The 25,154-nt window shown below is 42.1% G+C and carries 23 protein-coding genes; 3 read left to right on the top strand and 20 right to left on the bottom strand.

Annotated features, from left to right (window positions below):
• Positions 1–38: 38 nt before the first annotated feature.
• Complete coding sequence (gene mscL / locus A8805_RS03755; RefSeq protein WP_109708890.1) at positions 39–455, bottom strand: large conductance mechanosensitive channel protein MscL; 417 nt, start codon at positions 453–455, stop codon at positions 39–41.
• A 174-nt stretch (positions 456–629) separates the two neighbouring features.
• On the opposite strand from mscL, the gene A8805_RS03750 reads away from it, so the two are divergent.
• Positions 630–1,517 carry a LysR family transcriptional regulator gene (locus A8805_RS03750; RefSeq protein ID WP_109708889.1) on the top strand — a complete coding sequence of 296 codons (888 nt, stop codon included), beginning with the start codon at positions 630–632 and terminating at the stop codon, positions 1,515–1,517.
• Between the two features lie 96 nt (positions 1,518–1,613).
• On the opposite strand, the gene A8805_RS03745 is transcribed toward A8805_RS03750, so the two are convergent.
• The 10 genes from A8805_RS03745 to A8805_RS03700 all read right to left on the bottom strand — a co-directional run bounded on the left by A8805_RS03745 (position 1,614) and on the right by A8805_RS03700 (position 12,858).
• Positions 1,614–2,642: a TRAP transporter substrate-binding protein gene (locus A8805_RS03745; protein ID WP_109708888.1), complete on the bottom strand. Its 1,029-nt coding sequence runs from the start codon at positions 2,640–2,642 to the stop codon at positions 1,614–1,616.
• A 15-nt stretch (positions 2,643–2,657) separates the two neighbouring features.
• Positions 2,658–3,947, bottom strand: coding sequence for a TRAP transporter large permease (locus tag A8805_RS03740; RefSeq protein WP_109708887.1), 1,290 nt, complete (start codon positions 3,945–3,947; stop codon positions 2,658–2,660).
• A gap of 1 nt (position 3,948) precedes the next feature.
• The gene (locus A8805_RS03735) at positions 3,949–4,449 is read right to left on the bottom strand and encodes a TRAP transporter small permease (RefSeq protein ID WP_109708886.1); all 501 of its coding nucleotides are present in this window, start codon (positions 4,447–4,449) and stop codon (positions 3,949–3,951) included.
• A gap of 87 nt (positions 4,450–4,536) precedes the next feature.
• Positions 4,537–5,763: an MFS transporter gene (locus tag A8805_RS03730; RefSeq protein WP_109708885.1), complete on the bottom strand. Its 1,227-nt coding sequence runs from the start codon at positions 5,761–5,763 to the stop codon at positions 4,537–4,539.
• Positions 5,764–5,905: 142 nt separating this feature from the next.
• Positions 5,906–7,189, bottom strand: a complete 1,284-nt coding sequence (locus A8805_RS03725; RefSeq protein ID WP_109708884.1) for an MFS transporter — start codon at positions 7,187–7,189, stop codon at positions 5,906–5,908.
• 28 nt (positions 7,190–7,217) lie between these two features.
• Positions 7,218–8,090, bottom strand: coding sequence for a shikimate dehydrogenase (gene aroE, locus A8805_RS03720; protein ID WP_109708883.1), 873 nt, complete (start codon positions 8,088–8,090; stop codon positions 7,218–7,220).
• A gap of 35 nt (positions 8,091–8,125) precedes the next feature.
• Positions 8,126–10,051, bottom strand: a complete 1,926-nt coding sequence (locus A8805_RS03715) for an NADH:flavin oxidoreductase (RefSeq protein ID WP_109708882.1) — start codon at positions 10,049–10,051, stop codon at positions 8,126–8,128.
• A 45-nt stretch (positions 10,052–10,096) separates the two neighbouring features.
• A complete protein-coding gene (locus A8805_RS03710) occupies positions 10,097–10,936 on the bottom strand; it encodes a sugar phosphate isomerase/epimerase family protein (RefSeq protein WP_109708881.1) in 840 nt (279 codons plus the stop codon).
• A gap of 207 nt (positions 10,937–11,143) precedes the next feature.
• Positions 11,144–11,905: a type I 3-dehydroquinate dehydratase gene (gene aroD / locus A8805_RS03705; protein ID WP_109709251.1), complete on the bottom strand. Its 762-nt coding sequence runs from the start codon at positions 11,903–11,905 to the stop codon at positions 11,144–11,146.
• 80 nt (positions 11,906–11,985) lie between these two features.
• Positions 11,986–12,858: a shikimate dehydrogenase gene (locus A8805_RS03700; protein ID WP_109708880.1), complete on the bottom strand. Its 873-nt coding sequence runs from the start codon at positions 12,856–12,858 to the stop codon at positions 11,986–11,988.
• A gap of 180 nt (positions 12,859–13,038) precedes the next feature.
• Between A8805_RS03700 and A8805_RS03695 the strand changes: the two genes are divergently transcribed.
• Positions 13,039–13,923, top strand: a complete 885-nt coding sequence (locus tag A8805_RS03695) for a LysR family transcriptional regulator (RefSeq protein ID WP_109708879.1) — start codon at positions 13,039–13,041, stop codon at positions 13,921–13,923.
• On the opposite strand, the gene A8805_RS03690 is transcribed toward A8805_RS03695, so the two are convergent.
• Positions 13,918–14,799 (bottom strand): LysR family transcriptional regulator, encoded by an 882-nt coding sequence (locus A8805_RS03690; RefSeq protein WP_109708878.1) that lies wholly within the window; start codon positions 14,797–14,799, stop codon positions 13,918–13,920. The two genes, A8805_RS03695 and A8805_RS03690, sit on opposite strands and share 6 nt — an antisense overlap.
• 255 nt (positions 14,800–15,054) lie before the next feature.
• Here A8805_RS03690 and A8805_RS03685 point away from each other — a divergent pair, with 255 nt between their 5' ends.
• On the top strand, positions 15,055–17,055 hold the full coding sequence (locus A8805_RS03685; protein WP_109708877.1) for an FAD-dependent oxidoreductase: 2,001 nt from the start codon (positions 15,055–15,057) through the stop codon (positions 17,053–17,055).
• Positions 17,056–17,161: 106 nt separating this feature from the next.
• Here the strand turns inward: A8805_RS03685 and smpB are convergent, their stop codons facing one another.
• The 8 genes from smpB to A8805_RS03645 all read right to left on the bottom strand — a co-directional run bounded on the left by smpB (position 17,162) and on the right by A8805_RS03645 (position 25,125).
• Complete coding sequence (smpB, locus tag A8805_RS03680; RefSeq protein WP_109708876.1) at positions 17,162–17,629, bottom strand: SsrA-binding protein SmpB; 468 nt, start codon at positions 17,627–17,629, stop codon at positions 17,162–17,164.
• Between the two features lie 14 nt (positions 17,630–17,643).
• Positions 17,644–19,800: a ribonuclease R gene (rnr, locus tag A8805_RS03675; RefSeq protein WP_109709250.1), complete on the bottom strand. Its 2,157-nt coding sequence runs from the start codon at positions 19,798–19,800 to the stop codon at positions 17,644–17,646.
• A gap of 384 nt (positions 19,801–20,184) precedes the next feature.
• Entirely contained in the window at positions 20,185–20,427 is a 243-nt protein-coding gene (secG, locus tag A8805_RS03670) for a preprotein translocase subunit SecG (protein WP_109708875.1), read from the bottom strand.
• Positions 20,428–20,506: 79 nt separating this feature from the next.
• Positions 20,507–21,145, bottom strand: coding sequence for a zeta toxin family protein (locus tag A8805_RS03665; RefSeq protein WP_109708874.1), 639 nt, complete (start codon positions 21,143–21,145; stop codon positions 20,507–20,509).
• Between the two features lie 10 nt (positions 21,146–21,155).
• Positions 21,156–22,121, bottom strand: a complete 966-nt coding sequence (locus A8805_RS03660; protein ID WP_109708873.1) for a sugar kinase — start codon at positions 22,119–22,121, stop codon at positions 21,156–21,158.
• A gap of 35 nt (positions 22,122–22,156) precedes the next feature.
• Complete coding sequence (locus A8805_RS03655) at positions 22,157–23,092, bottom strand: class II fructose-bisphosphate aldolase (protein WP_109708872.1); 936 nt, start codon at positions 23,090–23,092, stop codon at positions 22,157–22,159.
• A gap of 53 nt (positions 23,093–23,145) precedes the next feature.
• Positions 23,146–24,114 (bottom strand): ROK family protein, encoded by a 969-nt coding sequence (locus A8805_RS03650; RefSeq protein WP_181392728.1) that lies wholly within the window; start codon positions 24,112–24,114, stop codon positions 23,146–23,148.
• 24 nt (positions 24,115–24,138) lie between these two features.
• On the bottom strand, positions 24,139–25,125 hold the full coding sequence (locus A8805_RS03645) for an ABC transporter permease (RefSeq protein ID WP_109708870.1): 987 nt from the start codon (positions 25,123–25,125) through the stop codon (positions 24,139–24,141).
• Positions 25,126–25,154 lie beyond the last annotated feature (29 nt).

Below are 25,154 nucleotides of genomic sequence, written 5' to 3'. Positions count from 1 at the left end.
AACCGTGATTTGGAAAGATTTCCAACATCACGGTTTTCTTACTCTACTAACATAGAAGTACAATGGGGACACCTGGAAGCATCGACTGCAATCTCAGTTTTACAAAACGGACATGTCTTTGTTGTTATCTTTTCCTCTTCTTCCTGTTTTACCGCCATCCTGGATGCTGCTTTATTCACAGTTCTTATTATCAGGAAAAGCACAAAAGACATCAGCAGGAAGTTGATAATTGATGCAATAAATTTGCCATAGTTCAACGTTACTTCCCCAAATAATTTTACACTTATCTTATCCAGATTCATGCCGCCAAACAACCCCAGAACTGGATTAATAATATCTTCTACCAGGGATGATACAATACTGGTAAATGCACCGCCGATGATAATACCAACTGCCATATCCATTACATTTCCCCGGCTTATAAATGCTTTGAATTCTTCCATAAATTTTTTCATTTCTGCACCTCCCTGATTTTTTTCAGTATACCATATTGCAGAGACAAAAAGCAATCCTGCATTAGAATGCAGCAGCAAACCTGAATTGAAAGACTGACAAAGTTATCATAGCTTTTGCCTGTAGTTCATGTTAAAATATATACAACTTATGTAGCCCAAAAGAGGACGAGTATTATGAATTTATATCATCTAAGATATTTTGCAACTCTGGCTCATCTGGAACATTACACAAATGCCGCCGACATTCTGTCCATTACACAGCCAAGTCTGAGTCATGCCATCTCTTCACTGGAGAAAGAACTGGGTGTGAGATTATTTGAAAAAAGCGGACGTAACGTAGTATTGACCAAATGCGGCCAGGCCTTTTTAAACGATGTAGAACATGCACTTCAGGTGCTCGATTCTAGTGTTAACAAATTACAGAAGACCGCAACCGGGGAAGGCCTCATTGACATTGCATTACTGCGCACCTTAAGCACATCCGTTGTACCCAATCTTGTACGTGGATTTTTGGAAACAAAAACATCCAAACATATTGATTTTCAATTTCACAGTTCCACAGGGCTCACTCCCGATATTATAAAAGGTCTTAAAGACCGCCGCTATGATATTGCTTTCTGCTCAAAAGTCGCTCATGAATCCTCCATAGAATTTACTCCCGTGGCTAAGCAGAAGTTTGTACTTATTGTACCGGAAAACCATGTCCTCGCAGAACAATCAGCAATCTCTTTAGAAGAAACACTGGACTTTTCTCATATTGGATTTTCCACCCTCAGTGGTTTGCGTCCTATCATTGACCATTTGTACGAAAAATGCGGCCATATACCAGAATATGCCTATACATTGGAAGAGGACCATGCCGTAGCCGGGCTTGTTGGTGCAGGATTTGGAATTGCTGTTGTACCTGATATGGAAATTCTCAGCCATATGCCAGTTAAAATTATTGAAATTCTTCATCCTGTCTGGGAAAGAATCTTATATATGGCTGTATTAAAAGACGTATATCAGACACCGGCCGTAACCGATTTTAAAAATTATGTAGAAACTCATGCAGGTATTTAGCATTATAATCCCATACCAGATACACCTGTGGTTTCTTAATGACATAAAAGCCCGAGAATTGCTGCCGCAGCAGTAATCTTCGGGCCTTTGTAATTTCTATTTTTCTTTTCCCATATATAAATCTACTAACTCTTCTCCCGCCCGCTTTCGGATACTTTCATATACCGGCTTGCAGACATCCTGCATTTCTTTCCAGACTGAATCATCTAATTCAATGATTTCCATACCTTCCTTCTGCAGTTCCTTTTTACGTTGTTCACGACGGTCATTTGCTGATTGGCGGGCTTTATCCTGTGCATTTTGCGCAGCATCGCGTATAACTTTCTGCTGCTTTTCAGAAAGCCCCTGGTAAAATTCATCGCTGACAATCAGAGTTGTATAATCTGGTACTGCGTTCGTTTCTATGACATATTTTTGCTGCTCGTAAAGCTTTGCGCTTACCAACAGTTCATATGCATTCTCCTGAGCATCAATGGTTCCCTGCTGAAGCCCGATATACACCTCGCTAAACGTCATTGGTGTTGGATTCGCTCCCAGCGCTTTCCAAAACTGAATATGGAAAGGGTTTTCCATGGTACGTATTTTTTGGCTTTTAAAGCTGTCAAATCCTGTAAACAGCTTTTGAGAAGTCATAACACGGAAACACTGGTCCGCAGTTCCAAGGAGCTGGTACCCGGCATCCTTATAAATCCCCTTGATAATTTTCTGGAACTTCGGATTATCAACTGTATCTCTTGCTGTCTGAATATCCTGGAATACGCAGGGCATATCAAACACACATAACTGCGGCATAAAGCTTACCTGTGGTGCCGGTGACTGGAGTACAAAAGGTATGTCTCCGTCCTTACAGCTCTCCAAAAGTTCTCTGTCACCTCCAAGTGTACTCTGTGGATATACCTGAATTTTCATTTCGCCGTCACTTAATTGAGCTACCTCCTCAGCAAAAGTCTGTGCAAACACATGGGTAATTGTATCTTCTGTACTGCTTGTGGCAAGGGGCCACGCATACCTCTGCTCCCCGTCTTTTGCCCCTTTATTGTCAGATGCCGCCGAACCAAGACCTGCCACTGATATGCTGACAGCAAGAAGCGCTGCTACGATTATTATACTACTTATTTTCTTCATCACTGCATCCTCCCATTATAACAACATCAGGCTAAGCTGAGGTATAAACATAATCAGAATCAGCGCCACCAAAAAATATCCTATTAACGGCAATGCCCTCTTTGCAATCTGTACTACCGGGATGCCTGTCATGGAGCTTGCCACGAATAGATTGACACCGATTGGCGGAGTTACAAAGCCGATTGCCAGGTTTACTACCATTACAACGCCAAAATGAATCGGATCCACACCGACTCCTGTCATAATCGGCAGAAGAATCGGCGTCAGTATTAATATAGCCGGTGTAGTATCCATAATCATTCCTACCAGGAGCAGAAAAAGATTCACCACAAGCAGAATTACAATTTTGTTGGAAAAGTTATCCAGAATCCATGCACTAATGGTTTGCGGTACCTGCATTAATGTCAGTACTCTGGAAAATGCGATAGATGATGCCAAAATAAAGAGAATAGGTGCATATGTACGTACTGCCTCAGAGAAAATAGGATAAACTTCATTGAACTTTAGAGATTTGTATATTAGCAGGCTTACAATCAGAGAATACACTACGGAGATAACTGCCGCTTCCGTAGGCGATGCAATCCCAGAATAAATACATCCCAAAATGATGACTGGAGACAATAATGCAAAAAAACTGCTTCTAAATACTTTCCAAAGTCCTTTCTCGCGAAGCCCGTCTATCTCTTTATTAATCTTCTCTTTGTCTTCTCCATTTTTTTTACAGAAGTATATAGCATATACCATCAGCAAAGCACCAATCAGAATACCCGGAATGATTCCTGCAATAAAAATGTCACTAACGGATACCCCGGATGCCATTCCATACATGATAAACGGAATACTCGGTGGAATGATAACACCTAAACTTCCAGCTACTGCTACCAGAGCCGTGCAAAACTGCTTATCATACCCAAGGTTTACTAAAAGCGGAATCGTCATACTCCCTACCGCTGCTACCGTAGCAATACCAGAACCTGAAATAGCTCCATAAAACAGGCAGGTAACAACAACTGCGCAGGGAAGTCCTGCAGTTTTTTTCCCGATGAAATATGCAAAAAGATCAAATAGTCGTTTAGAAATACCTCCTCTTGCCATTATAATTCCGGACAAAATAAACATCGGAACTGCCAAAAGAGGGAAACTATCCAATCCTCCGAACATAGAACGTACAACATAAGAAGCACTTGCCGTAAAGGACGGGTCGAAAGCCCCCGGTAATACAGAAACAATTCCGAGGGAAATAGAAATCGGAATTGCTATTAATAAACAGATAAAAAATAAAATTAGTACAACTACTGATGACATTTTAATCCTCCCTGAGTTCCACTCTCTTTCCCGTAATAATCTGGACTCTTTCTATCCACTTCTGAATCAGCCTGATCACACACAGTGCAAAACTTATAACAGCTGCAGACTGAATCAGATACATAGGAATACCGCATGCCGGGCTTAGCTGTCCGCTTTTCACTCCCGACATCATGTATTCCCATGCAAACGGAATCAGATAGGAAAAAAATACTAACTCAATTGTATAACTGACCAGACGTAAAATATGGACTCCCTTGCCCGGCAGCAGCTGCACTAACTGATCAATCTTTACAGATGCGCTTTTTTTGACACAGAAACTGGCACTCAAAAATCCGGAACAAATAAATAAAAACCTTGTAATTTCCTCCGACCATGACAAAGAAGAAGAAAATACATACCTCGCTGTTATCTGAACACCCATAATGACTACCATTGCACACAACATTACTAAAAGAAGTACTTCCTCCAGGTGCTTGTCAAGCCACCTCACCATTTTCATATTAAAACCTCCCGATTCTATTACTTGACTATTAAAGAACACCCTTTCTGTTAATTATATAGATTCAAAATCCTTTCCATTTCTGCCCTAATTGGGTGGCAATACTTTCTCTCCGCGGGATAAAGCAGTATATCGTACATTCGTAATGCATGCCGCTGTAAGCCCCAAAAGGATTAAGAAGAAATTAAACCAGAAAATAGCACTGACACTGATCTCACTAAGAATCCCAGTAATATAAGGAGTTACCATAATCGAAACAGCGGCCGCTAATGAATAATAGCTTGTGTATTTTCCTTTATAAGTAGGGAACAGCTCCAACAGCAAAGCTAACCCCAACTGAAAGATTCCGCCTGCGGCAAAAATCCCAATACAAACAGCGGCAATAACCACCGTCACAAATCTTGGATGCAGCAGCATCAGTAACAGCGCACTTCCGGCAACAATAAGATAAAATATAATAAGCTTTGGAACATTGACACCTTTTTTTACAATCGTTGATGTTAAAAATACCGAAATAAACGAGCCTACACTGTAAATACTCACCAGCGTCAGGCTGCCTTCATAAGAAACAATATTCATTTGCTCAGCAAATTTAGGAATCCATATAATAAAAATATTAAAAATAGATACTGAAGCAAAAGAAAAGACTAACAGAACCAAACCATCAATTTTGAAGTTCCCGCGACTTTCTAACTTTTGTGTCATAACTTCATTTTCATCAGACTTCACAACATCTTTTCCAGTTCTTATCTCTGGAAAGGTTGCAAATATGATGTGAACTATATTTGCCAAAAGGCATACAGCACACATAATAAACGTCCATCCAAAAAATAATTCTTTTTCAATCAGAAAACGGGTCAAAAATGGTAAAACGAATTGTCCAAATGAAATAAATGCCTTATTTAATACACTTAATGCACTGTTTACTTTTTTGTCCGGATAAGCTTCAACGAAAGTAGGGTATGTACTGGTATCTAAAAATGCATTATTGAAACCTCCAAAAAGTCCAAAAAAGAACGCAACTAAATAATTCGGACTAAGCAGCAATCCAACGAAAAAAATCACATGGGAGAGCATGGCAAGGATAGATGTCTTTTTTCGTCCAAACCTATCGGAAAAGTAGCCTGAAAAAGAAAGCATGAGCAGACGCCCCAAACCAATCGCACTCATTACTAAAGTAATTTCCCTTGCTGTTGCGCCCCAATGAATTTGTAGCTGATTCATATTTTGTGACAGGATAATCGCAGCCATTCCTTGAAAAATATAATTGAAGTACAAGCCGCCAATCAGCGTTTTATAACTATTTTTTTGCATGACCACACCTCATTGTTATTCTTTGTTGTTTGACTATTAACAAACAATTTTTGTGTATTTTATTATTTATATCTGTCTGCAACTAGTTTTTATAAATCTGTATGGGTTTGCCCATACCGGGCAAACCCAACCTGTCATTTATTTAAGTTGTCTGCTTAGATAGTGGATTTTCACCAAACACCTTCTTGTACTGTCCGACAAGATAAGACATCATCAGCACTGCTGCCACTGCTGCAATCAAAAGCAATACCATCATAATGTAAACGGCCTGTGTCTGTCCGGCACTCTTTGTCATAGCAGATACGATGTATGGCAGGAAACAGCTTGCAAGTCCCATCCATGTATAGTAGATACCTGTATTTCTTCCCTTCGGTCCCGGACACAGAAGCTGGCGGACTCTAAGTCCAGTCTGAAGCGCACCGCCCGCTGCGAAGAAACCAATCAAAGCAATTGCAATATAAATTATGAACACCTGACGCACCAGAAGCACGATAATCAAAGCCAGCGCCGTAAATATGGAATCAATCAACACAACCTTCAGCGGATTCCATTTTAATTTACCCATCATAAATGCCCAGAAAATAACCGCAGCAATGGAACCAAATGTATAAATTGAAGTAAGTCCTGCCGACTGCATTTCTGTGAGTCCACAGTTATTCATTCCAAATGCTTTTGTGTACTGCTGTGCACCGTACATAATAAACATACAGAGGAATCCATAAAACATTGTAAAGAAATTTACGAGTCCGCTTGGTTTTACGAGCATTTTGGCTTTAATCTCATCAATCTCAGCCTGTGCTGCATTTTCTTTTTTACCATCTTCCCTGACAACCATTTCTTTCATCTGGTCATCATAAGCAAATGATGCAATAAGTGCCAGTACTGTACAAATAACAGACATTACAAGCGGAATCCATACACTTACTTTCCACTGTCCCATATCTGCCAGCCATACAACAATGAACGGATAGAAGAAGCTTGACAATGATACAAAGAATTTAATTCCGATTAAAGCTGTACCGGCATAATCCGGAGCTGCTTCCTGAACCGCAGGGTATCCGGCTGCATCCCAGAATCCTGATGTTGCCACACCTGCAAGAAATGCCATTGCACATGCCACAGTAAAGCTTGTAGTAAACAATAATCCTATAAAACACACAATATATAGCAATGAGCCTGCTATCATCATTTTCTTACGCCCAATACGGTCGGAAATCTCTCCTCCAATCCATACGGACAACATTTTACCAAAACCTGTTGCTGTAATTGCAAGTGACACTGCCGCTGCACCTGCAGTTGCATCAACATACCCCCACTGCGTGTAAAAGTTTGCCTGATTCTGTGAAAGAATCAGCGCTTGGATACCGTGTGTAAGATAGCACATATAAACAGTAGCCAGCGATAAGATATATTTTCTCGCTTTCATTCCCAATCTCCTTCTCCTAATATAGACACTATTGGTTTTCCGCCTGGAATCTCCGATACTCTTCCAAAGGCATCTTCTTACCTACAAACAATTCATAATTTACCGCACCCTGCTGTAAAAGCATGCCTTTACCGCCGATTGCTTTGCAGCCCGCTTTCTCTGCCTCCAATATCATCATTGTCTTCTCCGGATTGTAAACGGCATCTGCTACTACCAGGTCTTTTCTAAATAAAGACTTATCAATCAGAATCCTGTCATCCTGGGGTTTCATACCAATGATAGTCGCATTGACGACTATATCACAGTTATTGACCGCTTCCGCAAGCTTCTGGCTGTCACTTAAATCATGAACCGTTACAATACAGTCCGGGCACTTCTCCTGCAGTTTTGCTTTTGTATTCTCTGCCCTTTCATAAAATTCATCTTTCCTGTTAAAGATATGTACTTCCTCGGCACCTTCCAGTGCAAGCTGCACCTGGATTGCAGTTGCTGCGCCCCCTGCTCCCAGTACAACAACTTTTTTTCCTTTAACAGTTACATCATTTGACTCCATATTCTTAACGAACCCAATACCATCCGTGATATGTCCGGTAATGATGCCGTCATCGTTGACAAATACATTACAAGCTCCAATAATTTCTGCTGCCGGAGATAGTTTATCCACTAACTCAGCCGCAATATTTTTACAGGGCATTGTAAAGTTTCCGCCCCTCATCTTAAGGAGTCTGATTGTTTCAAATGTTTTTGGCATCTGCTCCACATTTACATCAAATGCAAGATATACATAATCCAGCCCATCATGTTGAAAACTAAAATTATACATTGCAGGGGAGCCGGAATGTCCCACTGGTGTCCCGAACAATCCCATCAAGCCTGTATGCCCTGAAATTCGCTTTTCCATGCCTCTTTCCTCCTGATTTGTTTTTCCTGCATTGATTAGACCTGCATTGCCGCCTTATAAGCTTCCTGGGTTGCATCCAATGCACGGCGGGCTCTGATTGCATCACCGATTACATATACTTCCTGTCCAAGCTCTTCTAATTGTTCCTCAAATGGATTGTAGTTCCTGAATCCCATAGAAAGAATGACAGAATCAAATCCTCTTACTTCATGTCTGCTTCCGTCCGGTGACTCATATTCCACACCATCTTCAAAAAACTTGCACACTTTTGCACTTGTAATTTCCTTTATTTTGTATTCTTCAAAATCTTTCATCAGGTATTTTCTATGCTCAGAAATAACATCTGCACCTACGGCATCCCTGAATTCGATGACCGTTACATCATGCTGCTGCTCTCCCAAAAAGGCTGCTGTTTCACCGCCAACCATACCGCCCCCTACTACAAGTACTTTCCTTCCGGCCTTCTTTTTACCTTCCAGTATATCAGAACCATGGATGATTGCCGGGTTATCAATTCCTTCAATGGGAAGAATCAACGTTTTTGCACCAGTTGCCACAAATACAGCATCAGGTTTTTCTGCCTTTACCATATCCAGCGTTACTTCTGTATTCATAACAAACTTAACGCCCGCTTTTTCACATTTTACAATATAGCTCCTGACCATATTTGTAATATCACCTTTTCCCGGAGGGTAAGCTGCCAGCCTCATATTTCCGCCAAGCTTTTCAGATGTTTCATATAATGTGACGTCATGTCCTCTCTCAGCACAGATGAATGCTGCACACAATCCACCGACACCGCCGCCGATAACCATGACCTTTTTCGCTTTTTCTGCCTTCGGATATCCCTTTGCTTCGTGTCCAAGGAATGGATTCACCAGACAGCATATAGGTTCTCCTTTAAACATGTTGACAACACAGCCCTGCAGACATGCGATACATGGAATCATATCTTCCAGTTTATCTTCCATTGCTTTTCTTGGCATATGTGGATCGGCCAGTGACTGACGTCCAAATGCCACCAGATCTGTGCGTTCCTCTTTTACAAGAAGTTCTGCAAACTGCGGCTCTGTAAAACGACCAACCGTGATGACCGGAATTGAAACTGCCTTTTTAATCTCTGTCACAATATCAGCAGAGAAACCGCCATGAATCGTTGTCGGTGCCCACATGTATTCATCCTTAATATGTACAGCCCGGGAAATGTGCAGACATTGTACTCCACATTCCTCCAAATAAGCGGCGATTGCTGCACTGTCATGCACATCCACGCCTCCCAGCACTTCGTCAGAACCGTTAATACGGGCAAGGATTGCCACTTTATCTCCAACTCTTCTTTTCACTTCTTCTACGATGAGACGCGGAAAGCGCATACGGTTTTCAAAGCTTCCGCCAAATTCATCTACCCGTTTGTTCATTCTTGGGGAGATAAATGAATTCACAAGATAACCATGTGCCATATGAATTTCTACGGCATCAACGCCTGCTTTCATCGCGCGCTCCGCCGCATCTCCGTACCCTTTCACCAACTCATATACCTGAGCGGTTGGTACTTCCTGGGGAATATCTTTTCCCAAAACAGAAGCAATTGACGTTGCCGCCTGAGTAGGCGCGCCTGCATTCTTCGCGTTTCCTTCCGGTCCCGCATTCTGAAGCTGAATAGACAATTTTGCTCCTTCTGCATGACAGGCTTCTGCGATTTCAGCAAGACTTGGAATACTGCTGTCATCATACAGACACGGCTTTTTCGGTCCGCCTTTTGCCCCATCATGTACAACCGTTGCCTCAATGGTAATCAATCCAAACTGGCCTTTTGCACGTTCCGCATAATAAGCAACAGACTGGTCGCTCCATGTTCCATCAGTATTGGCAAAGTTATTACCCATGGGGGGGACCACAAATCGGTTTTTCACAGTCATTGGTCCAATTTGTATCGGTGTAAACATATTCTTAAATTTCATTATTTTTCCTCGCTCTTAAACTTATATTTTGAAATCCAGGATTTTTTAATCTTCCAACAATTCAGGCCAGACCTCTTTTAATACTTTTACCGTATTTTCATATGTATAAGAAGCCGCTTCTTTTATGCCTCTTGCAACATAAGCATCTGAAATAACCTCGACACCAATCACTTTGGGATCTACTCCTGCTTCCTTTATCATTTTAACAAATCCAGCTGTATCCTTTGCGCCGGTACCGGGAGCAAGACGGTCATGCATGGACTCATCCCTCAAAATAGACGCGGCATATGGTCTCTCATAAGCATCATTAATTTGGATGGATGCCACTTTTGCCGCCTGTTCTTTCGTAAGGATGTCATACGGCTGGTCTGCCCTTACCCAGTGCCATGTATCCAGAATCAACATCGCATTGTCACACCCGGAAGCCTTTACAACCTCCCATGCCTTGTTCAAATCCGGAAGCCCACTGTACGGCATAGGCTCTACTCCTATAATGTTTTTTCCCGCCCTGTGGCATAATTCCTTCAGCTTCTGCGCCGTATGTTCCACGGAATAATTCTCCATCAGACCACAATTAATATGCCCCACACCAAAGAGTTCACACATATGGAAACACATCTGCTCTTTATACTTCTGCTCATAAGAACGATTGTTCTCCGCCCACTGTACGATGTACTCTACTTCTGTAACCTTCATGTTGTACTTTTCTAAAATCTTTAATATGTCCTCATCGTACAGACCTTCATTCAGAGCATCTACATATGTCTCTGCGCGAAGCCCGATTCCTTCATATCCGGCCTCCTTTGCAGCAGCAACACGGTCCTCAAACTTACATTGATCCCCTAATGTCCATGAGCTAATTGTGATTGGATATTTTTTTGACATAACCTTACTCCTTTCATTGTCAAAATTGAACATAATCAAGTATTATTTACAGACTTTTTTGTTCAACCTTGTGGTTTCTTACTATGAATACATTATATTTTATTGTTAAATTAAAAACAAATTGGAAATATAATACGAATCCATAGATTTTGTTTATGGTTTATGTCAAAGTATTCTTCAGGGCTGAGGCTGCATACTCAAGACTCTTTACAGGCTTTTATGAATCACTTCTAAGACAGTCCGCAGTTCCTCTACCCCGATCTGTCCCGGAGCCGATACTTTCCCTACCGCTCCAAATGTAAGCGCCGAGCCGAACACTTCTCCGCACAGACGGCTGATAACTCCGGTTCCTGCCATAGACATCGTTATGATTGGTACATCTGTATGTTTGGATGTCATTTCCTCCGTGGCCGCCAGAAGTGTGAGCACATCTTTTTTATTCTGTGGCATTACTGCAATTTTCGGGATATCTGCACCTAGCTCCTGCATCTTGCACAGACGGGCTACAATCTCCTCTTTATCTGGTGTTTTGTAGAAATCATGATTAGAAGCAATCACTTTTACACCACATTCATGAGCTGCCCTCACAATTCTCTCCACAGCTTCATCTCCTGTGAACACTTCCACGTCAACCAGATCCACATAGCCAGTACGGGCTGCCTTCTGATTCAACTCCACGTAGGCTTCTGTCTCAATTTCCTTTTCTCCGCCCTCTTTCGATGTACGGAACGTAAACAGCACCGGAATATTTCCAAGAGCTTCTCTAAGTTTTTTCAATGTTTCTTCCGTTTTGGCAAAGTCAAAGATATCTTCATACCAGTCAACGCGCCACTCTACTACATCAGCACCCAGGCGGCAGATATTTTCTGCCGCACTTAAAATCTCTTCCCTTGTTACACCCACAATCGGGACACAGATTTTAGGAATTCCTGTGCCTATCTCTACATTTCTAACCTTAACTGGGTTCATATTTTTCTCCCTTCCCATTTGGACCGAGTCATACCTTCTTGAACATTAGTAGTTCAAGAAGTATACCTTATTGATGATTCTTAATACTTAATATCCAGAATATCTTTCATATATTCTATAGGCATGGGCTGTCCGGTCCACAGTTCAAATGCTGCGGAACCTTGAAAAAGCATCATGCCAAGACCATTCATTGTCTTACATCCCACTTCCTTCGCCATCTTCAGAAGTGCCGTTTCTCTTGGGAAGTATACAACATCCACTACAATCAGCTCCGGTCTTAAAAAAGATTTGTCCGGGACATAAGTCTGACCTTCCAATGGCTTCATTCCCATCCCTGTGGCATTTGTAAACAGGAAGCTGTCTGCAATTTCCTCTTTTAATTTATCCAGATCGGCCAGATCATACAATACTGCTTTACAATCTGTTCTTTCATTAATTTTTTTCACAGTCTCCTCTGCATTTGCCCAGAATTTATCCTTTGCATTGAAAATGGACATCTCTTTTACACCATCCAAAGCCGCCTGTATCTCAATGGCCGTTGCCGCTCCTCCAGCTCCGACAATCGTCATTTTCTTTCCGATTACGTCAATGTCATTGTCCTTCAGTGCCTGCATATATCCAATTCCATCTGTAATATGTCCTGTCAGAACACCATCTTCATTTACAATAGTATTTACCGCACCGCATAATTCAGCCGCCGGTGAAAGTTTATCCAGATATTTATGTACCACTGTCTTATTTGGCATGGACACGTTAGAGCCTTTCATCTTTAATGCACGCAGTCCCTTGATTGCATCCTCCAGTGAATCATTATCTACTTCAAATGCAAGATACGCATAATCCAGTCCTAACTTGGCGAACGCCTCGTTATGCATAGCAGGTGAACTGGAGTGGCGGATGGGATATGCCATCAAACCAATCAATTCTGTATGCCCTGTAATTCTCTCTGCCATTTTTCTCTCCTTTTCTTCTTGAACAACATTACTTCTTGTTAATTATTAAACAACCTCTTAATCTTATTATAATTCACGGGAACCGATAGTTCTAATACAATTTTTATACTTTTTTGATAGCTTTTAGCTATGATTTGTAGTAAATTATATACAAACCAATTTTATAAAGGAGAGCTCTTTATGACATTAAATCAACTGCTCTATTTTCAAAGTATAGCCAAAAACCAACACTTCCGCCAGGCTGCTGCAGAGCTGAATATCTCCCAGCCCAGCCTGAGCCGGTCCATATCCTCACTGGAGGAGGAACTGGATATCCTTCTGTTTGAAAGGGCAGGGAGGAATATCCGGCTGACGAAATACGGAAAGATATTTCTGGAGCATGTGGACAGGATATTAAAGGAAGTGGACCTTGTGCAGGAGCGGATGAAGCAATTATCCGGAAATGAGGGGCATGTGGACCTGGCCTACGTGTTTCCTCTTGCAACCAGTTACATCCCTCGTATGGTCCGCCGTTTTTTGCAAAAGGAAAAAAACGAAAAAATTACTTTCAGTTTCTATCAGCGTCATACTGCCGACTTGATCGCAGGACTCAAAGCAGACAAATTTGATGTTATTCTGGGTTCTTATGTGGAAAATGAGCCTGACATCCAGTTTGTCCCGATTATTAATCAGAAAATGAGAGTCATCACTCCGCCCGGACATCCTCTGGCACAAAAGGGAAGCGCTGTCCTGGCTGATTTGGAGCAATACCCACTGATTGGATACGAGAGAACCTCAGGATTAGGCAATTTTACAAACCGGCTCTACCACTCTTATTCTCTGACACCGAATATTGTCTGCGAATCCCCCGATGAGCACTCTATCTCAGCGCTTGTTGCGGAGGACTTTGGCATCGCTCTGGTTGCGGATGTGGAACAAATACAGACAGGGAAAGTCTGCATTCTGCCCCTGGAAGACATTGACTTAAACCATACCGTCTACCTGGCTTACAAAAAAGACCGCTATGTGATTTCCGCTGTCAAGAACTTTATCCAGTTCATCAGAAAAGAAGGCACGCATTTATAGCTGCCTTCTTTTTACAAATTCTGTGAATCTTTTAACCATCGGTGTCTGATATCTATCTTTTATTCGAGCCATATAAATATATCTCCGCTGCTCTGGAGAACGGATGTCCAAAACATCCACATTCAACTGCTTTAGAACCGGAATATCGGGCATAACTGCAATCCCAAAATTCTGCGCTACAAGCCCTGCCATAGATCCATCTTCTTCAATTTCATAGGCAATCCTTGGCGTCAAATGCGCATTTTCAAACAGCCTGTCTACCACAGGACGCAAACCACTATTCTTTGTAAAATAAATCTGGGGGTATGCCGCTACCTGCTCTAAGTCCACAATCTTTTTATCTGCCAGTGAATGTCCCTTGGGAACAACCAGAACCAGTTTTTCCGTACCTACAGGGATAAACTCAATAGAAGGCTCCCCGTCCAGCATGGAGCAAAAGACAATATCATACTTTTCCTCCTTCAGCCCTTGAATCACTTCATAAGTGTTTCCCACCGTAAAGCGAAACTTTATCTTTAATTCTTCATATGTCCTCATAAAGTCTCCAGCTAACTGAGGTACAAACTCACTTCCCTGGGTGTAAATGTAAGCCAGTTCCACCAGACCTTCAGCCTGTCCGGTCATCTCACGGGTTTTCTGAACCCCCATCTCAAGCACTTGCAAAGCTTCCTCCACATACTGCAAAAAAAACTTGCCGTATTTGGTTAAAACAACATTCCGGCCCTGCTTTTCAAAAAACCGGGTTCCAACTTCCTTCTCCAGAGCATTCACCGCATGACTTAAGCTGGGCTGAGTAATCCCCAGCTCTTCAGATGCTTTCGTATAATGCTGCAGGCGTGCCAGTACTGCAAAATAATGTAGTTGATTTAAATTCATTCTTATCCTCCCGCAATTCCGAAAGACATATTACACATCTGTCCGTCTTGATTTGTCCACATCCAAAATCTTTTTTAACACTATATCACAATTCATAGTTTTTATCTATCATTTCGCCGGAAAATATGCATTTGTTTAATCGGTTGTTGTCCTCTATAATACGTCTTAGAAACAGATTGTTAATGTTATATCAACCTCTCTCTTATTTAGCAGCCTGTTAACATGTTTTTGACTTTGTTTAGGAGGTCTTAATCTATGAAACGCGATTACAAGCATATTTTTGAACCTCTCACCGTACGTCGAATGACGATGAAGAACCGCACGATGATGATGCCAATGGGAACAAATTATGGTGAGCAAAGTGGAGAAATGAGTTTTCTCCATATTAATTATTATGAGCAAAGAGCAAAAGGAGGTATCGGCCTTATCATGGTAGAAAATGCCAGTGTAGATTCCCCGGAAGGTTCCAATGGAACTACCCAGCTTCGGATTGACCATGATAATTATCTCCCAAGACTTTTCAAATTAACAGAAACTATACATAAACACGGAGCCTGCATTGGAATCCAGATTAACCATGCCGGTGCATCCGCAATGTCTTCACGTACGAATATGCAGCCTGTATCTTCTTCTAATATTCCATCCAAAGATGGAGGGGAAATTCCCCGTCCTCTGGAAAAGGAAGAAATTCTCCGGATTGTAAGAAAATTCGGCGAGGCAGCCAAACGTGCACAGACCGCCGGATTTGATGCCGTGGAAGTTCATGCCGGACATTCCTACTTAATCAGCCAGTTTCTATCTCCTATCTACAACGATAGAACAGATGAATTTGGCGGTTCTGCGGAAAACCGTGCCAGATTTGCACGAATGGTCATGGAAGAGGTCCGTGCCCAGGTGGGGCCGTTTTTTCCAATCTTCCTGCGCATCAGTGCTGATGAATTTATGGAAGGCGGCAATACACTGGAGGATACACTGGAGTCTCTGCAGTATTATCAGGAAGAGGCAGATGTGCTGGACGTATCCTGCGGATTAAATGGTTCTATCCAATATCAGATAGATGCCAACTATCTCCCGGATGGCTGGCGCTCCTATATGGCAAAGGCTGTTAAAGAAAGATATAAAAAGCCTTGTGTCACAATGGGAAATATCCGTGACCCACAAGTAGCCGAGGATATTCTTGCAAGAGGCGATGCCGACATCATTGGAATGGGCCGTGGTCTGATTGCAGACCCTGAATGGGTAAACAAAGTACAGTTCGGAGATATCAGGGACATCCGCAAATGTATCTCCTGTAATATCGGCTGTGCCGGCAACCGTATAGGCAGCAATCGTCCAATCCGCTGTACAATCAATCCTTCCGTGCATAACGGTGACATTCACAAAAAAAGTCACATCACTGGTTCCTGCAACGTTGTTGTCATCGGCGGCGGAACTGCCGGCATGGAGGCAGCCTGCACGGCAGCGGAAGTAGGGTGTACTACATTTTTAATAGAAAGAAAGCCCTACCTAGGAGGACTGGCAGCAGAAATCTCTAAAATACCGGACAAAAAGCGTCTTGCTGATTTTCCGAACTATATGATTCACCGGGCTTCCAAGTTAAAAAATTTATTTGTCTTTACAGAAACAGAAGCAACGATAAACCTTGTTAAGAGCCTGAATCCAAACATCATTGTAAATGCAACCGGCTCCTCTCCTCTCCTTCCGCCAATTCCAGGGCTGATGGAGAATATCGATAAGGAAGACGGAAAAGTATCTTCCATTCTGAAGATGATCAGCCAGGTTAACGATTATCCTGAAGATTTAACAGGTAAAAAGGTTGTTGTTATCGGTGGCGGAGCTGTAGGTCTGGACGTAGTTGAATTCTTCGCTCCAAGAGGTGCCGATGTCAGCATCGTAGAAATGATGTCTGCTTTGGGAAATGGTCTTGATCCGGTATCCAAAGCTGGAATCTTTGAATTGATGAAAAAATATCATGTACGCAAGATGACAAACACTGCCCTCAAAGACGTACGCCCCGACTCCTTCCTTGTTGAAACAAAAGAGGGACAGGAACAACTGGACTTTGATTATGGTTTTGTCTGTCTGGGAATGAAGTCAAATCAGCCTGTCCTTCAGGAAATCCAGGAGACCTTCGATGATGAAAGTGGCATAGAAGTCATCAACATAGGAGACAGCATCCGGGCCCGGAGAATTATAGAAGGAACCGAGGAAGGCCGAAATATACTGAGTACCTTAGAAAAACACGGATATCTGTAAAATCCAATATCCTCCAATAGAATTTCAGGTGAGAGATGGACTCTGTCCATCATCTCACCTGAAATTTTTTATATACATATCCCTTTGCCGGAAATAAAACATATTCTTAACCCAGATTACGTATTTTAAAGTCTCTCTGCGCCTCACGCTTCTGGTCCTTCTTTGCGATATCATCCCGCTTGTCATACAGTTTCTTACCTTTAGCCAGACCGATTTCTATCTTTACAAGGCTGCCGCTGAAATAGACACGCAGGGGCACAAGGGTATTTCCCTTTTCTTTCATTTTTCCGAACAGTTTATTAATCTCATTTTTATGAAGCAGAAGTTTTCTCACACGCAGAGGATCTTTGTTGAAAATATTCCCTTTTTCATATGGGCTGACATGCATTCCATGAAGGAACATCTCCCCGTTTTCAATACGGATAAACGCTTCCTTAATACTGCACTGCCCCATACGCAGCGATTTCACCTCTGTTCCGTGTAAAACAACTCCGGCTTCGTATTTTTCTAATATAAAGTAATCGTGGTATGCTTTTTTATTGTTGGCAATTAATTTGCCTTCCGTCTTAGCCATAGCACAAGCCCTCCTTAGTCATCATAATCCTGTTCCACATCACAAAATTCGAAATCAATCGTCCGCTGCAGGCGGTCCACACCCAGAACCCGGACCCGGACCTGCTGCCCCAGCTTGTATACATTGTGCGTGCGCTCACCCACCATCTCATACCGTTCTTCCAGGTAGTCATAGTGGTCATCTTTCATATTCGTCACATGCACAAGCCCTTCAATGGTATTTTGCAGTTCTACATAAGCGCCCCACTTTGTAAGCCCGGATATAACACCTTCGAATATATCACCGATATGTTCCTGCATATATTCTGTTTTTTTCAGCTTGACGGTCTCCCGCTCCGCTTCCTCCGCCCTGCGTTCTCTCATGCTGGACTGCATGGCAACTTCAGGAAGTATTTTCTCATAGTGGGCAATTCGTTCTCCTTCCATCCGTCCCCGGATGTTCTCTTTAATAATCCGGTGAATCTGCAGGTCGGGATACCGGCGGATTGGGGATGTAAAATGAGTATAATATTTCGCAGCCAACCCAAAATGTCCTGTATTCTCCGGGGTGTATCTTGCCTGCTTCATAGAGCGCAGCGCCAGACGGCTAATCAGTGCCTCCTGAGGGGTTCCCTCTACCTTTCCCAGCAGCTTCTGCACTTCCTTCGGCTTTACTTCACTGTTCCCTACATGGATATGAAATCCAAAATTATTGATAAATGTACTTAACTTTCTAATTTTCTCTTCATCAGGCTGTTCGTGAGTACGGTATAAAAACGGAAGCTCCCTCCAGAAATACTCTTCTGCAACAGTCTCGTTGGCCATCAGCATAAAATCCTCGATAATCTTCGTTGCAGCATTTCTATCATAAGGCTTAATATCCACTGGTTTTCCATTTTCATCCAATATAATCTTCGTTTCCGGAAAATCAAAATCAATAGAACCGCGGTTTTTCCGCTTCTCCCGCAGTATACCTGATAATTCTGCCATCAAAAGAAACATTGGAACCAGTGACTGATATTTCTCACTTTCCGGTTTTTGGGGCATTTCCTGTTCTTCCAATATCTTTGCCACGCTTGTATAGCTCATACGTTCATCTACCTGTATAACCGTTTCTGCAATCACATGATCTGTCACTTCACCCTTATCGCTGATTGTCATGATACAGCTAAGAGCAAGGCGGTTTTCTCCTGCATTGAGAGAACAAATACCGTTAGACAGCTTATGGGGCAGCATGGGAATTACCCGGTCTGCAAGATAGACACTAGTTCCCCTGTTCAATGCTTCCCTGTCTAAAGAGCTCTTTTCCTGCACATAGTTTGTCACATCTGCAATATGCACACCCAGCCGGTAATACTCTCCCTCTTTCGTCAAGGATATTGCATCGTCCAGGTCCTTTGCATCCTCCCCGTCAATAGTCACCATCTGCCATTCTCTTAAATCCATTCTGCCTGCCATATCCGCTTCGCTGACCTCTTTGCCCACACGTTCAGCTTGATTCATTACTCTCTCAGGAAACTCCACAGGAAGGTCATATCCTTTCACAATAGACATGATGTCCGTGCCGGGATCGTTAATATGTCCGATAATTTCTATTACCTTGCCTTCCGGCTTCGTATCCTCTCCGCCATAGGAAGTCAGCTCCACAACCACCTTATGCCCGGTCATAGCGCCCTTTTCCTTTCCGGAGGGAATATAAATATCATTTAAAACTCTCTGGTTGTCTGGACGTACAAAACCAAAACTTTTATATTTCTCATAGAGTCCTACTACCTTTGTTGTCCCATGGGAAAGAATACGGACAATTTTCCCCTCTTTCCGGTTTCCCCGTCCGTCCGCCTCCTTCGTAATCACGAACTCTACCTGGTCTCCCTGAAATGCACCGCCTATATTCTCCTCTGAAATGAAGATATCCTCAGCTTCTTCTTCCTGGATTACAAAGCCAAATCCCCGGGCATTTGCCTGGAATGTACCTGTCAGCCGCTTAGCCTGTCCTTTTGCATACTTTCCTTTCTTAGAGACAAAAACTTTCCCTTCCCCCTCCAAAGCGTCCAGCACTTCCTTAAGTTCATCCCGCTGTTCCTTTGGTATCTGCAAAATAATTGCAATCTCTTTAATCTTCATTGGTACATAGAAATCATCACAAATAAAGTCGTAAATTACTTTTTTTCTCTTTTCAAAAGTCTGGTCCATATTTTCACCTTCTTGCCTTTTCTTATATCTCATATTTCTTGAACTGCTAATGTTCAAGAAGGCTTATCTTATTGAACATTAGCAGTTCAATAAGCATACCTTATAGACAGTATCTCCCCCGGATATATATAAATATTCGCATCAGCCCAAATTGCGCAGATTCCACCCCGCCTCAGGGCAGCATTGCCCGGCGAACATTTTCTATAAAGGAATAAAGAGTTTGCAAAGCAAACTCTTGCGCCTGGGTTGGCCGCCTAGCGACATCTGCCTCTTACGCCGCAGTGCACCCCACGGAGGGTTTTTATATAATAGGAAATGCAGTTTCCTATTATATAAAAAAACACTCTATAACTGCCGCATAGAGTGTTTCATCATCTTATCAACTTAGTTAAATACACCCAGGTTCAAAACCAGTGCCAAAACCATAAATAAAATGGCCAGAAACTTTGTGGACTTTACAAGAGCTCCCTCCATGGAACGTCCCTTATTCTGCCCCCAGTAGCTATCAGCTGCTCCGCTGATAGTGCCAAGCCCTGCGGACTTACCTTCCTGTAGAAGAATAATCGCTGCCAGCGCAATACAATCTATTACAAATATAATCGTCAAAACAATTTTTAAAATATCCATTCGTCTACACCTCCTGCGGATAAACCATGATTATCTTACCACAGATGGAAGTATTTTGCAACTTTTTTCAGCTCATCCATCACTTTCCTTTTTGATAGGCAACGATTTTCTGATAGATCTCTTCATAACTGATTTTGCTGAAATCTGTCACATCAACCGGAATATCTAATCCCAGTTCAATATTGTATGCCTTATGGGAAATGGCAGCAGTGAACTCTTCAAATGTAGGTGCTATCCTGGATACTAAGTTAAGCAGTTCTGGATTGTATGTTTCTATATGATACTGGTTCAGCAGATGGCCGGGATGTCTGCCCTCCAATTGATCCCTGTCCGCACCTCTACGATATACCGTCTGCATATCTGAATAAAGGTAAATCGTGACTGCAGAATAACCAGCTTTCTGAATCAATTCCTCCAGTTTCGGTTTATGTATCTGATAAAACGGATACTCAATCAGTATTGTCTTATTTTCCCACATCCGTTTCTGAATCGTCAAGTAAAATTCTTCAAGACACCAGCAGTTCAGCCGAGCTTTCTGTGCTTCATTATCAAAGCCGAAAATATCCCAGTTCTTTTCCTTGATTTTGTCAAAACTGATCTTCACAATCTCATCATTATCCAGATATTTTAAAAATCGCTCTGCTGTCCCACTTTTTCCCGTCCCAGGACCTCCGGTAAAAATAATAAGTGTTCGTTTGTCTGGAAATTCTTTCTTCATAATCGTTCCTCTAAGCTTTAAAAGTTCCGTTTCTCATGGCCTGAACGTTTTCCGGACTAATCTTACCTTCCATTGGGCCAAATGCAGCTACATTCAGCGCACCGGCTGCTGCAGCAATCTCAGCACATTCTTTCATGTCTTTTTCTTCCAGAAGCGCACACAAGAAAGCCCCAATTGAAGTATCGCCTGCACCAGTTGGATCTACAGCTTCCACCTTGTATAATCCTTGTTCAATAACTTGTCCGTCTCTTGTATAGATTCTGGATCCATCAGAGCCTCTCTTCAGGAACAGAATTTCCAGATTTGAATTTTCAAAACATTTCTTTACAGCTTCTTCAACATCTTCAGTTCCTGTAAGAAGCTTTAATTCATCAATACCAGGAGCAAACACATTGGTCATTTCCAGAACAGCATTGATGATTTCAAAAGACTCTTTACTCTTATTTGAATTGGTCAGATGCTCCACACGTACATTGGGATCAAAGCTGATTTTTGTACCCTGCTCTTTCATTGCCCTTGCAGTATTCACGATCTCCCATCCATAACTCAGACGGGCAGTCAGTGCACATCCCATAATATGTAAAAATTTTGCATCCTTCAAGGATGGTTCCGTAACATCAGGCATTTTGGCTTTCGTTGCAGGAGTGTCATCCCAATGGAATATAAATTTACGTTCGCCCTCATCATCATAGGATACAAATGCACAAGCCGTGGAACCATCTGGATCTACCAGCACTTTAGAAGTATCTACACCATCTTTATTCAGACGGTCCAAAAGACACTCTCCAAACCCGTCTTTTCCAACACCCGAAATAATACCGCAGCTATGGCCCATTCTTGCTACAGTAGAAATCATGATTGAAGAAGACCCGGATGGAAACGGTCCTCTGAATAATGCAGTTTCATTTAAAGGTTTATTAACCTCCGTTCTCATAACCTCAACCAGAGCTTCACCCATTGTCCATATCTCAGCCAATCCCTTTCACCGCCTTCTCTTTTTCTTCTTCAGATTTAAATTTCTGAATAAATGCTTTTCAAAACATATGGTGCTTTTCCGGTGCAATTGAACAAATCACAATTCTTCGCGATTTCTGCAGAGATTGCATGACGTCCAGGCCCAACGACTTTACGAGGATCGTTTTCTTCTGGCTTAACTGCACTTTTCACCCCTTCTGAAAATACTTTCTTCAATCCGGTACCCACATTGATCTTGCTCATACCCATCGCAACACATTTCTTGAAATCTTCTTCCGGAACGCCAGTACCGCCGTGAAGAACAATTGCAACATCCGTTTGTTTGCGAATTTTTTCCAGAAGATCAAATCTGATCTCCGGATCTGCTTTATAGTAACCATGTGCAGTGCCAATAGAAACTGCAAGGGCATCAATTCCTGTTTTTTCAACAAATTCACGTACAAGTGAAGGGTCTGTGTAAGCCTTCCCAGATTCCTCTACATGAACTTCATCCTCGTGTCCTGCCAGCATGCCAAGTTCAGCTTCCACTGAGCATCCATCAACACCATATACACTGTGATTGTGTGCAAAATCAGCGATTTCTTTAGATTTTGCAATGTTCACTTCAAAAGATTCCTGAGAAGCATCGATCATAACATTCGTAAATCCAGCAACAACTGCGTGTTTAATCTGCTCAAGATCCGTTGCATGATCAAGATGGAGACAGATTGGAACTTCGGGATAAGCCATTGCCAGCCCCCTTGCTGTATCAGCGATCAATTCCAGAGAATTGTTATAATATTTAACAGCACCTAAAGAAGCCATCAGAATAACTGGTGAGTTTTTTTCTTTTGCGCCTTCTACGATACCAATCATCTCTTCAAGAGTACTAAAGTTAAAAGCTCCTACTGCATATCTTTCTTCTGGCTTTACATCTGTTGTAGCACGTTTAACAGAATCAGCCATAATCTGTTTCATTGTTAATAATGGCATGTCATTTCTCCTTTTTATCCTAAAAATTAATTATTCCTTATTTTCGCCGTATCCTACAGCCTTCCGTCCAATGCATTCTTCACCATAACGTATGCACCATAAGCTACTACCTTATCATTCAACTGTGAAATTCGTATTCTTTCTTCATCAAACTGGAAACAGGCATGTCTGCGAATCTCATTCATCATGGTATACCAGAAGTATTTATCAGCCTTGACCATTCCGCCGGCCAGAACAATAACATCTGGATCAAATAAATTCATCAAATTGGCTAAACCGACTCCAATATAGTAACCTTCCTGCTGCAGCATGCTAATCGCATAAAGATCACCTTTCTCTGCTGCATCACTTAAAATCTTCCCATTTACTTTTTCAGGATTATAATCAATAGATTCGAATGCCCTTGATTTGATACCACTCTTGATATCTCTCTTCATTCGGCTATTAACAGCAGAGCCGGATGCATAAAGTTCAAAACATCCGCTTCCGCCGCATCCACACTTTGGACCTGAAAAGTTTACGGAAACATGACCAAATTCTCCTGCAAATCCATTACGGCCGTGGTATATCTTCCCATCTATTGCAATACCACCGCCACAGCCTGTACTGATGGTCTGATATAAAACAACATTCTCCCCCCTGGCAACACCAACATTAGCTTCGGCAAGGGCACCAAGATTGCCGTCATTCTCTACATAGACAGGGACGCCGAATTCTTCTCTGAGACAATCGCCCAGCGGAAAGTTCTTCCATCCCATCATAGGAGCATCAATGATCAATCCTGTTCTATAATCAAGTGGACCGGGGGCAGCAACACCAATACCAGCAATATCTTTCCTGGTCTTCCCTGCTTCTTCCAAAACCTCATAAGCAAGCTCTATGGTGTTCTGGAAGACTGCATTTTCACCTTCGTAAGTTCTGGATTTTCTGACTTTAAAGTCTGTTATTGGCTTCCCCTGATCATTAAAAATAACTGCGGTAGTCTTTGTTCCGCCTATATCAATAATTAAAAAATTTTTCATATCCCCTACCATCATATTTATTTTCTATTCAGATTTTCCCTTCTGAGCCATATCAAGCATTACAGCCAGAATGATAATGGCGCCAATTACGACTTTCTGCCAATAAGCGGAGATTTCCATCAGGGTCATACCATTGTTGATAATTGCGATGATTGCACAGCCAAACATTGCTCTTGCTACAGATCCGGAACCACCAGACAGAGACGTTCCGCCAAGAACCGTTGCTGCGATGGCAAACATTTCGTAACCATCACCAGATGCAGGATGTCCGTTGTTAACCTTTGAAGCAGCAATTACTCCGGCAAGGCCGGCTGTGATGCCACAGATTGTATGGCTTTTCAGAGTAACCTTCTTTGTATCAATACCACACATATGAGCTACAGATGCATTGGAGCCAACTGCAAATACATGACGCCCAAATACTGTTTTTGTCAGGACTATGTGGAAAAAAACAACGACTATTATTGTGAAAATAACAATACATGGGATAATACCCATCTTAAAACTTTCTGTTTTAATCAGACGTCCTGCTCCAAGTAAAGAAAATCCGTTTGGAAGCCCATATACAGGGCCGCCGCCTGAGATGATGTAAGCCAGTCCACGGAAAGCCTGCATCAGAGAAAGAGTACAGATCATAGGTACCAGACGTCTGTATGCAACCAGCCATCCGATAAACAGACCGATGACTGCACCGCCTGCAATACCCACAACGATTTGAATTACAATAATTAGAGCTGTAGATTTTACATCAAGTGCCAGAACAGCCTGTGCTGCAAGAATACCAGTGATAGCCATCGCAGAACCAACGCTGATATCAATGCCGCCAAGAATAATTACATATGTAAGGCCTGTTGCCAGGATTGCATTCAGACACATCTGTCCAAATAAGTTAATAACATTCGCCGGTTTAAGGAATGTTGCGTTACCAATTGAAAAACCAATCACAAGCAGGATTAGTACCATAATAACAATATTATCAGTGGCCAACTGTTTAATATTAGCTTTTTTCATATTATTTTCCTCTCTTTATAAACGTATAT

The organism is Faecalicatena contorta, assembly GCF_003149105.1.
Lineage (GTDB): Bacteria > Bacillota > Clostridia > Lachnospirales > Lachnospiraceae > Muricomes > Muricomes contortus_C.
Note: the sequence above shows the minus strand (reverse complement) of the source record. Positions and strands in the feature narration are given on the sequence as shown.

Coding starts and splice junctions, on each gene's coding strand:
- mscL (WP_109708890.1), bottom strand. CDS start 455: ATGAAAAAATTTATGGAAGAATTCAAAGCATTTATAAGCCGGGGAAAT.
- A8805_RS03750 (WP_109708889.1), top strand. CDS start 630: ATGAATTTATATCATCTAAGATATTTTGCAACTCTGGCTCATCTGGAA.
- A8805_RS03745 (WP_109708888.1), bottom strand. CDS start 2,642: ATGAAGAAAATAAGTAGTATAATAATCGTAGCAGCGCTTCTTGCTGTC.
- A8805_RS03740 (WP_109708887.1), bottom strand. CDS start 3,947: ATGTCATCAGTAGTTGTACTAATTTTATTTTTTATCTGTTTATTAATA.
- A8805_RS03735 (WP_109708886.1), bottom strand. CDS start 4,449: ATGAAAATGGTGAGGTGGCTTGACAAGCACCTGGAGGAAGTACTTCTT.
- A8805_RS03730 (WP_109708885.1), bottom strand. CDS start 5,763: ATGCAAAAAAATAGTTATAAAACGCTGATTGGCGGCTTGTACTTCAAT.
- A8805_RS03725 (WP_109708884.1), bottom strand. CDS start 7,189: ATGAAAGCGAGAAAATATATCTTATCGCTGGCTACTGTTTATATGTGC.
- aroE (WP_109708883.1), bottom strand. CDS start 8,090: ATGGAAAAGCGAATTTCAGGGCATACAGGCTTGATGGGATTGTTCGGG.
- A8805_RS03715 (WP_109708882.1), bottom strand. CDS start 10,051: ATGAAATTTAAGAATATGTTTACACCGATACAAATTGGACCAATGACT.
- A8805_RS03710 (WP_109708881.1), bottom strand. CDS start 10,936: ATGTCAAAAAAATATCCAATCACAATTAGCTCATGGACATTAGGGGAT.
- aroD (WP_109709251.1), bottom strand. CDS start 11,905: ATGAACCCAGTTAAGGTTAGAAATGTAGAGATAGGCACAGGAATTCCT.
- A8805_RS03700 (WP_109708880.1), bottom strand. CDS start 12,858: ATGGCAGAGAGAATTACAGGGCATACAGAATTGATTGGTTTGATGGCA.
- A8805_RS03695 (WP_109708879.1), top strand. CDS start 13,039: ATGACATTAAATCAACTGCTCTATTTTCAAAGTATAGCCAAAAACCAA.
- A8805_RS03690 (WP_109708878.1), bottom strand. CDS start 14,799: ATGAATTTAAATCAACTACATTATTTTGCAGTACTGGCACGCCTGCAG.
- A8805_RS03685 (WP_109708877.1), top strand. CDS start 15,055: ATGAAACGCGATTACAAGCATATTTTTGAACCTCTCACCGTACGTCGA.
- smpB (WP_109708876.1), bottom strand. CDS start 17,629: ATGGCTAAGACGGAAGGCAAATTAATTGCCAACAATAAAAAAGCATAC.
- rnr (WP_109709250.1), bottom strand. CDS start 19,800: ATGGACCAGACTTTTGAAAAGAGAAAAAAAGTAATTTACGACTTTATT.
- secG (WP_109708875.1), bottom strand. CDS start 20,427: ATGGATATTTTAAAAATTGTTTTGACGATTATATTTGTAATAGATTGT.
- A8805_RS03665 (WP_109708874.1), bottom strand. CDS start 21,145: ATGAAGAAAGAATTTCCAGACAAACGAACACTTATTATTTTTACCGGA.
- A8805_RS03655 (WP_109708872.1), bottom strand. CDS start 23,092: ATGCCATTATTAACAATGAAACAGATTATGGCTGATTCTGTTAAACGT.
- A8805_RS03650 (WP_181392728.1), bottom strand. CDS start 24,114: ATGAAAAATTTTTTAATTATTGATATAGGCGGAACAAAGACTACCGCA.
- A8805_RS03645 (WP_109708870.1), bottom strand. CDS start 25,125: ATGAAAAAAGCTAATATTAAACAGTTGGCCACTGATAATATTGTTATT.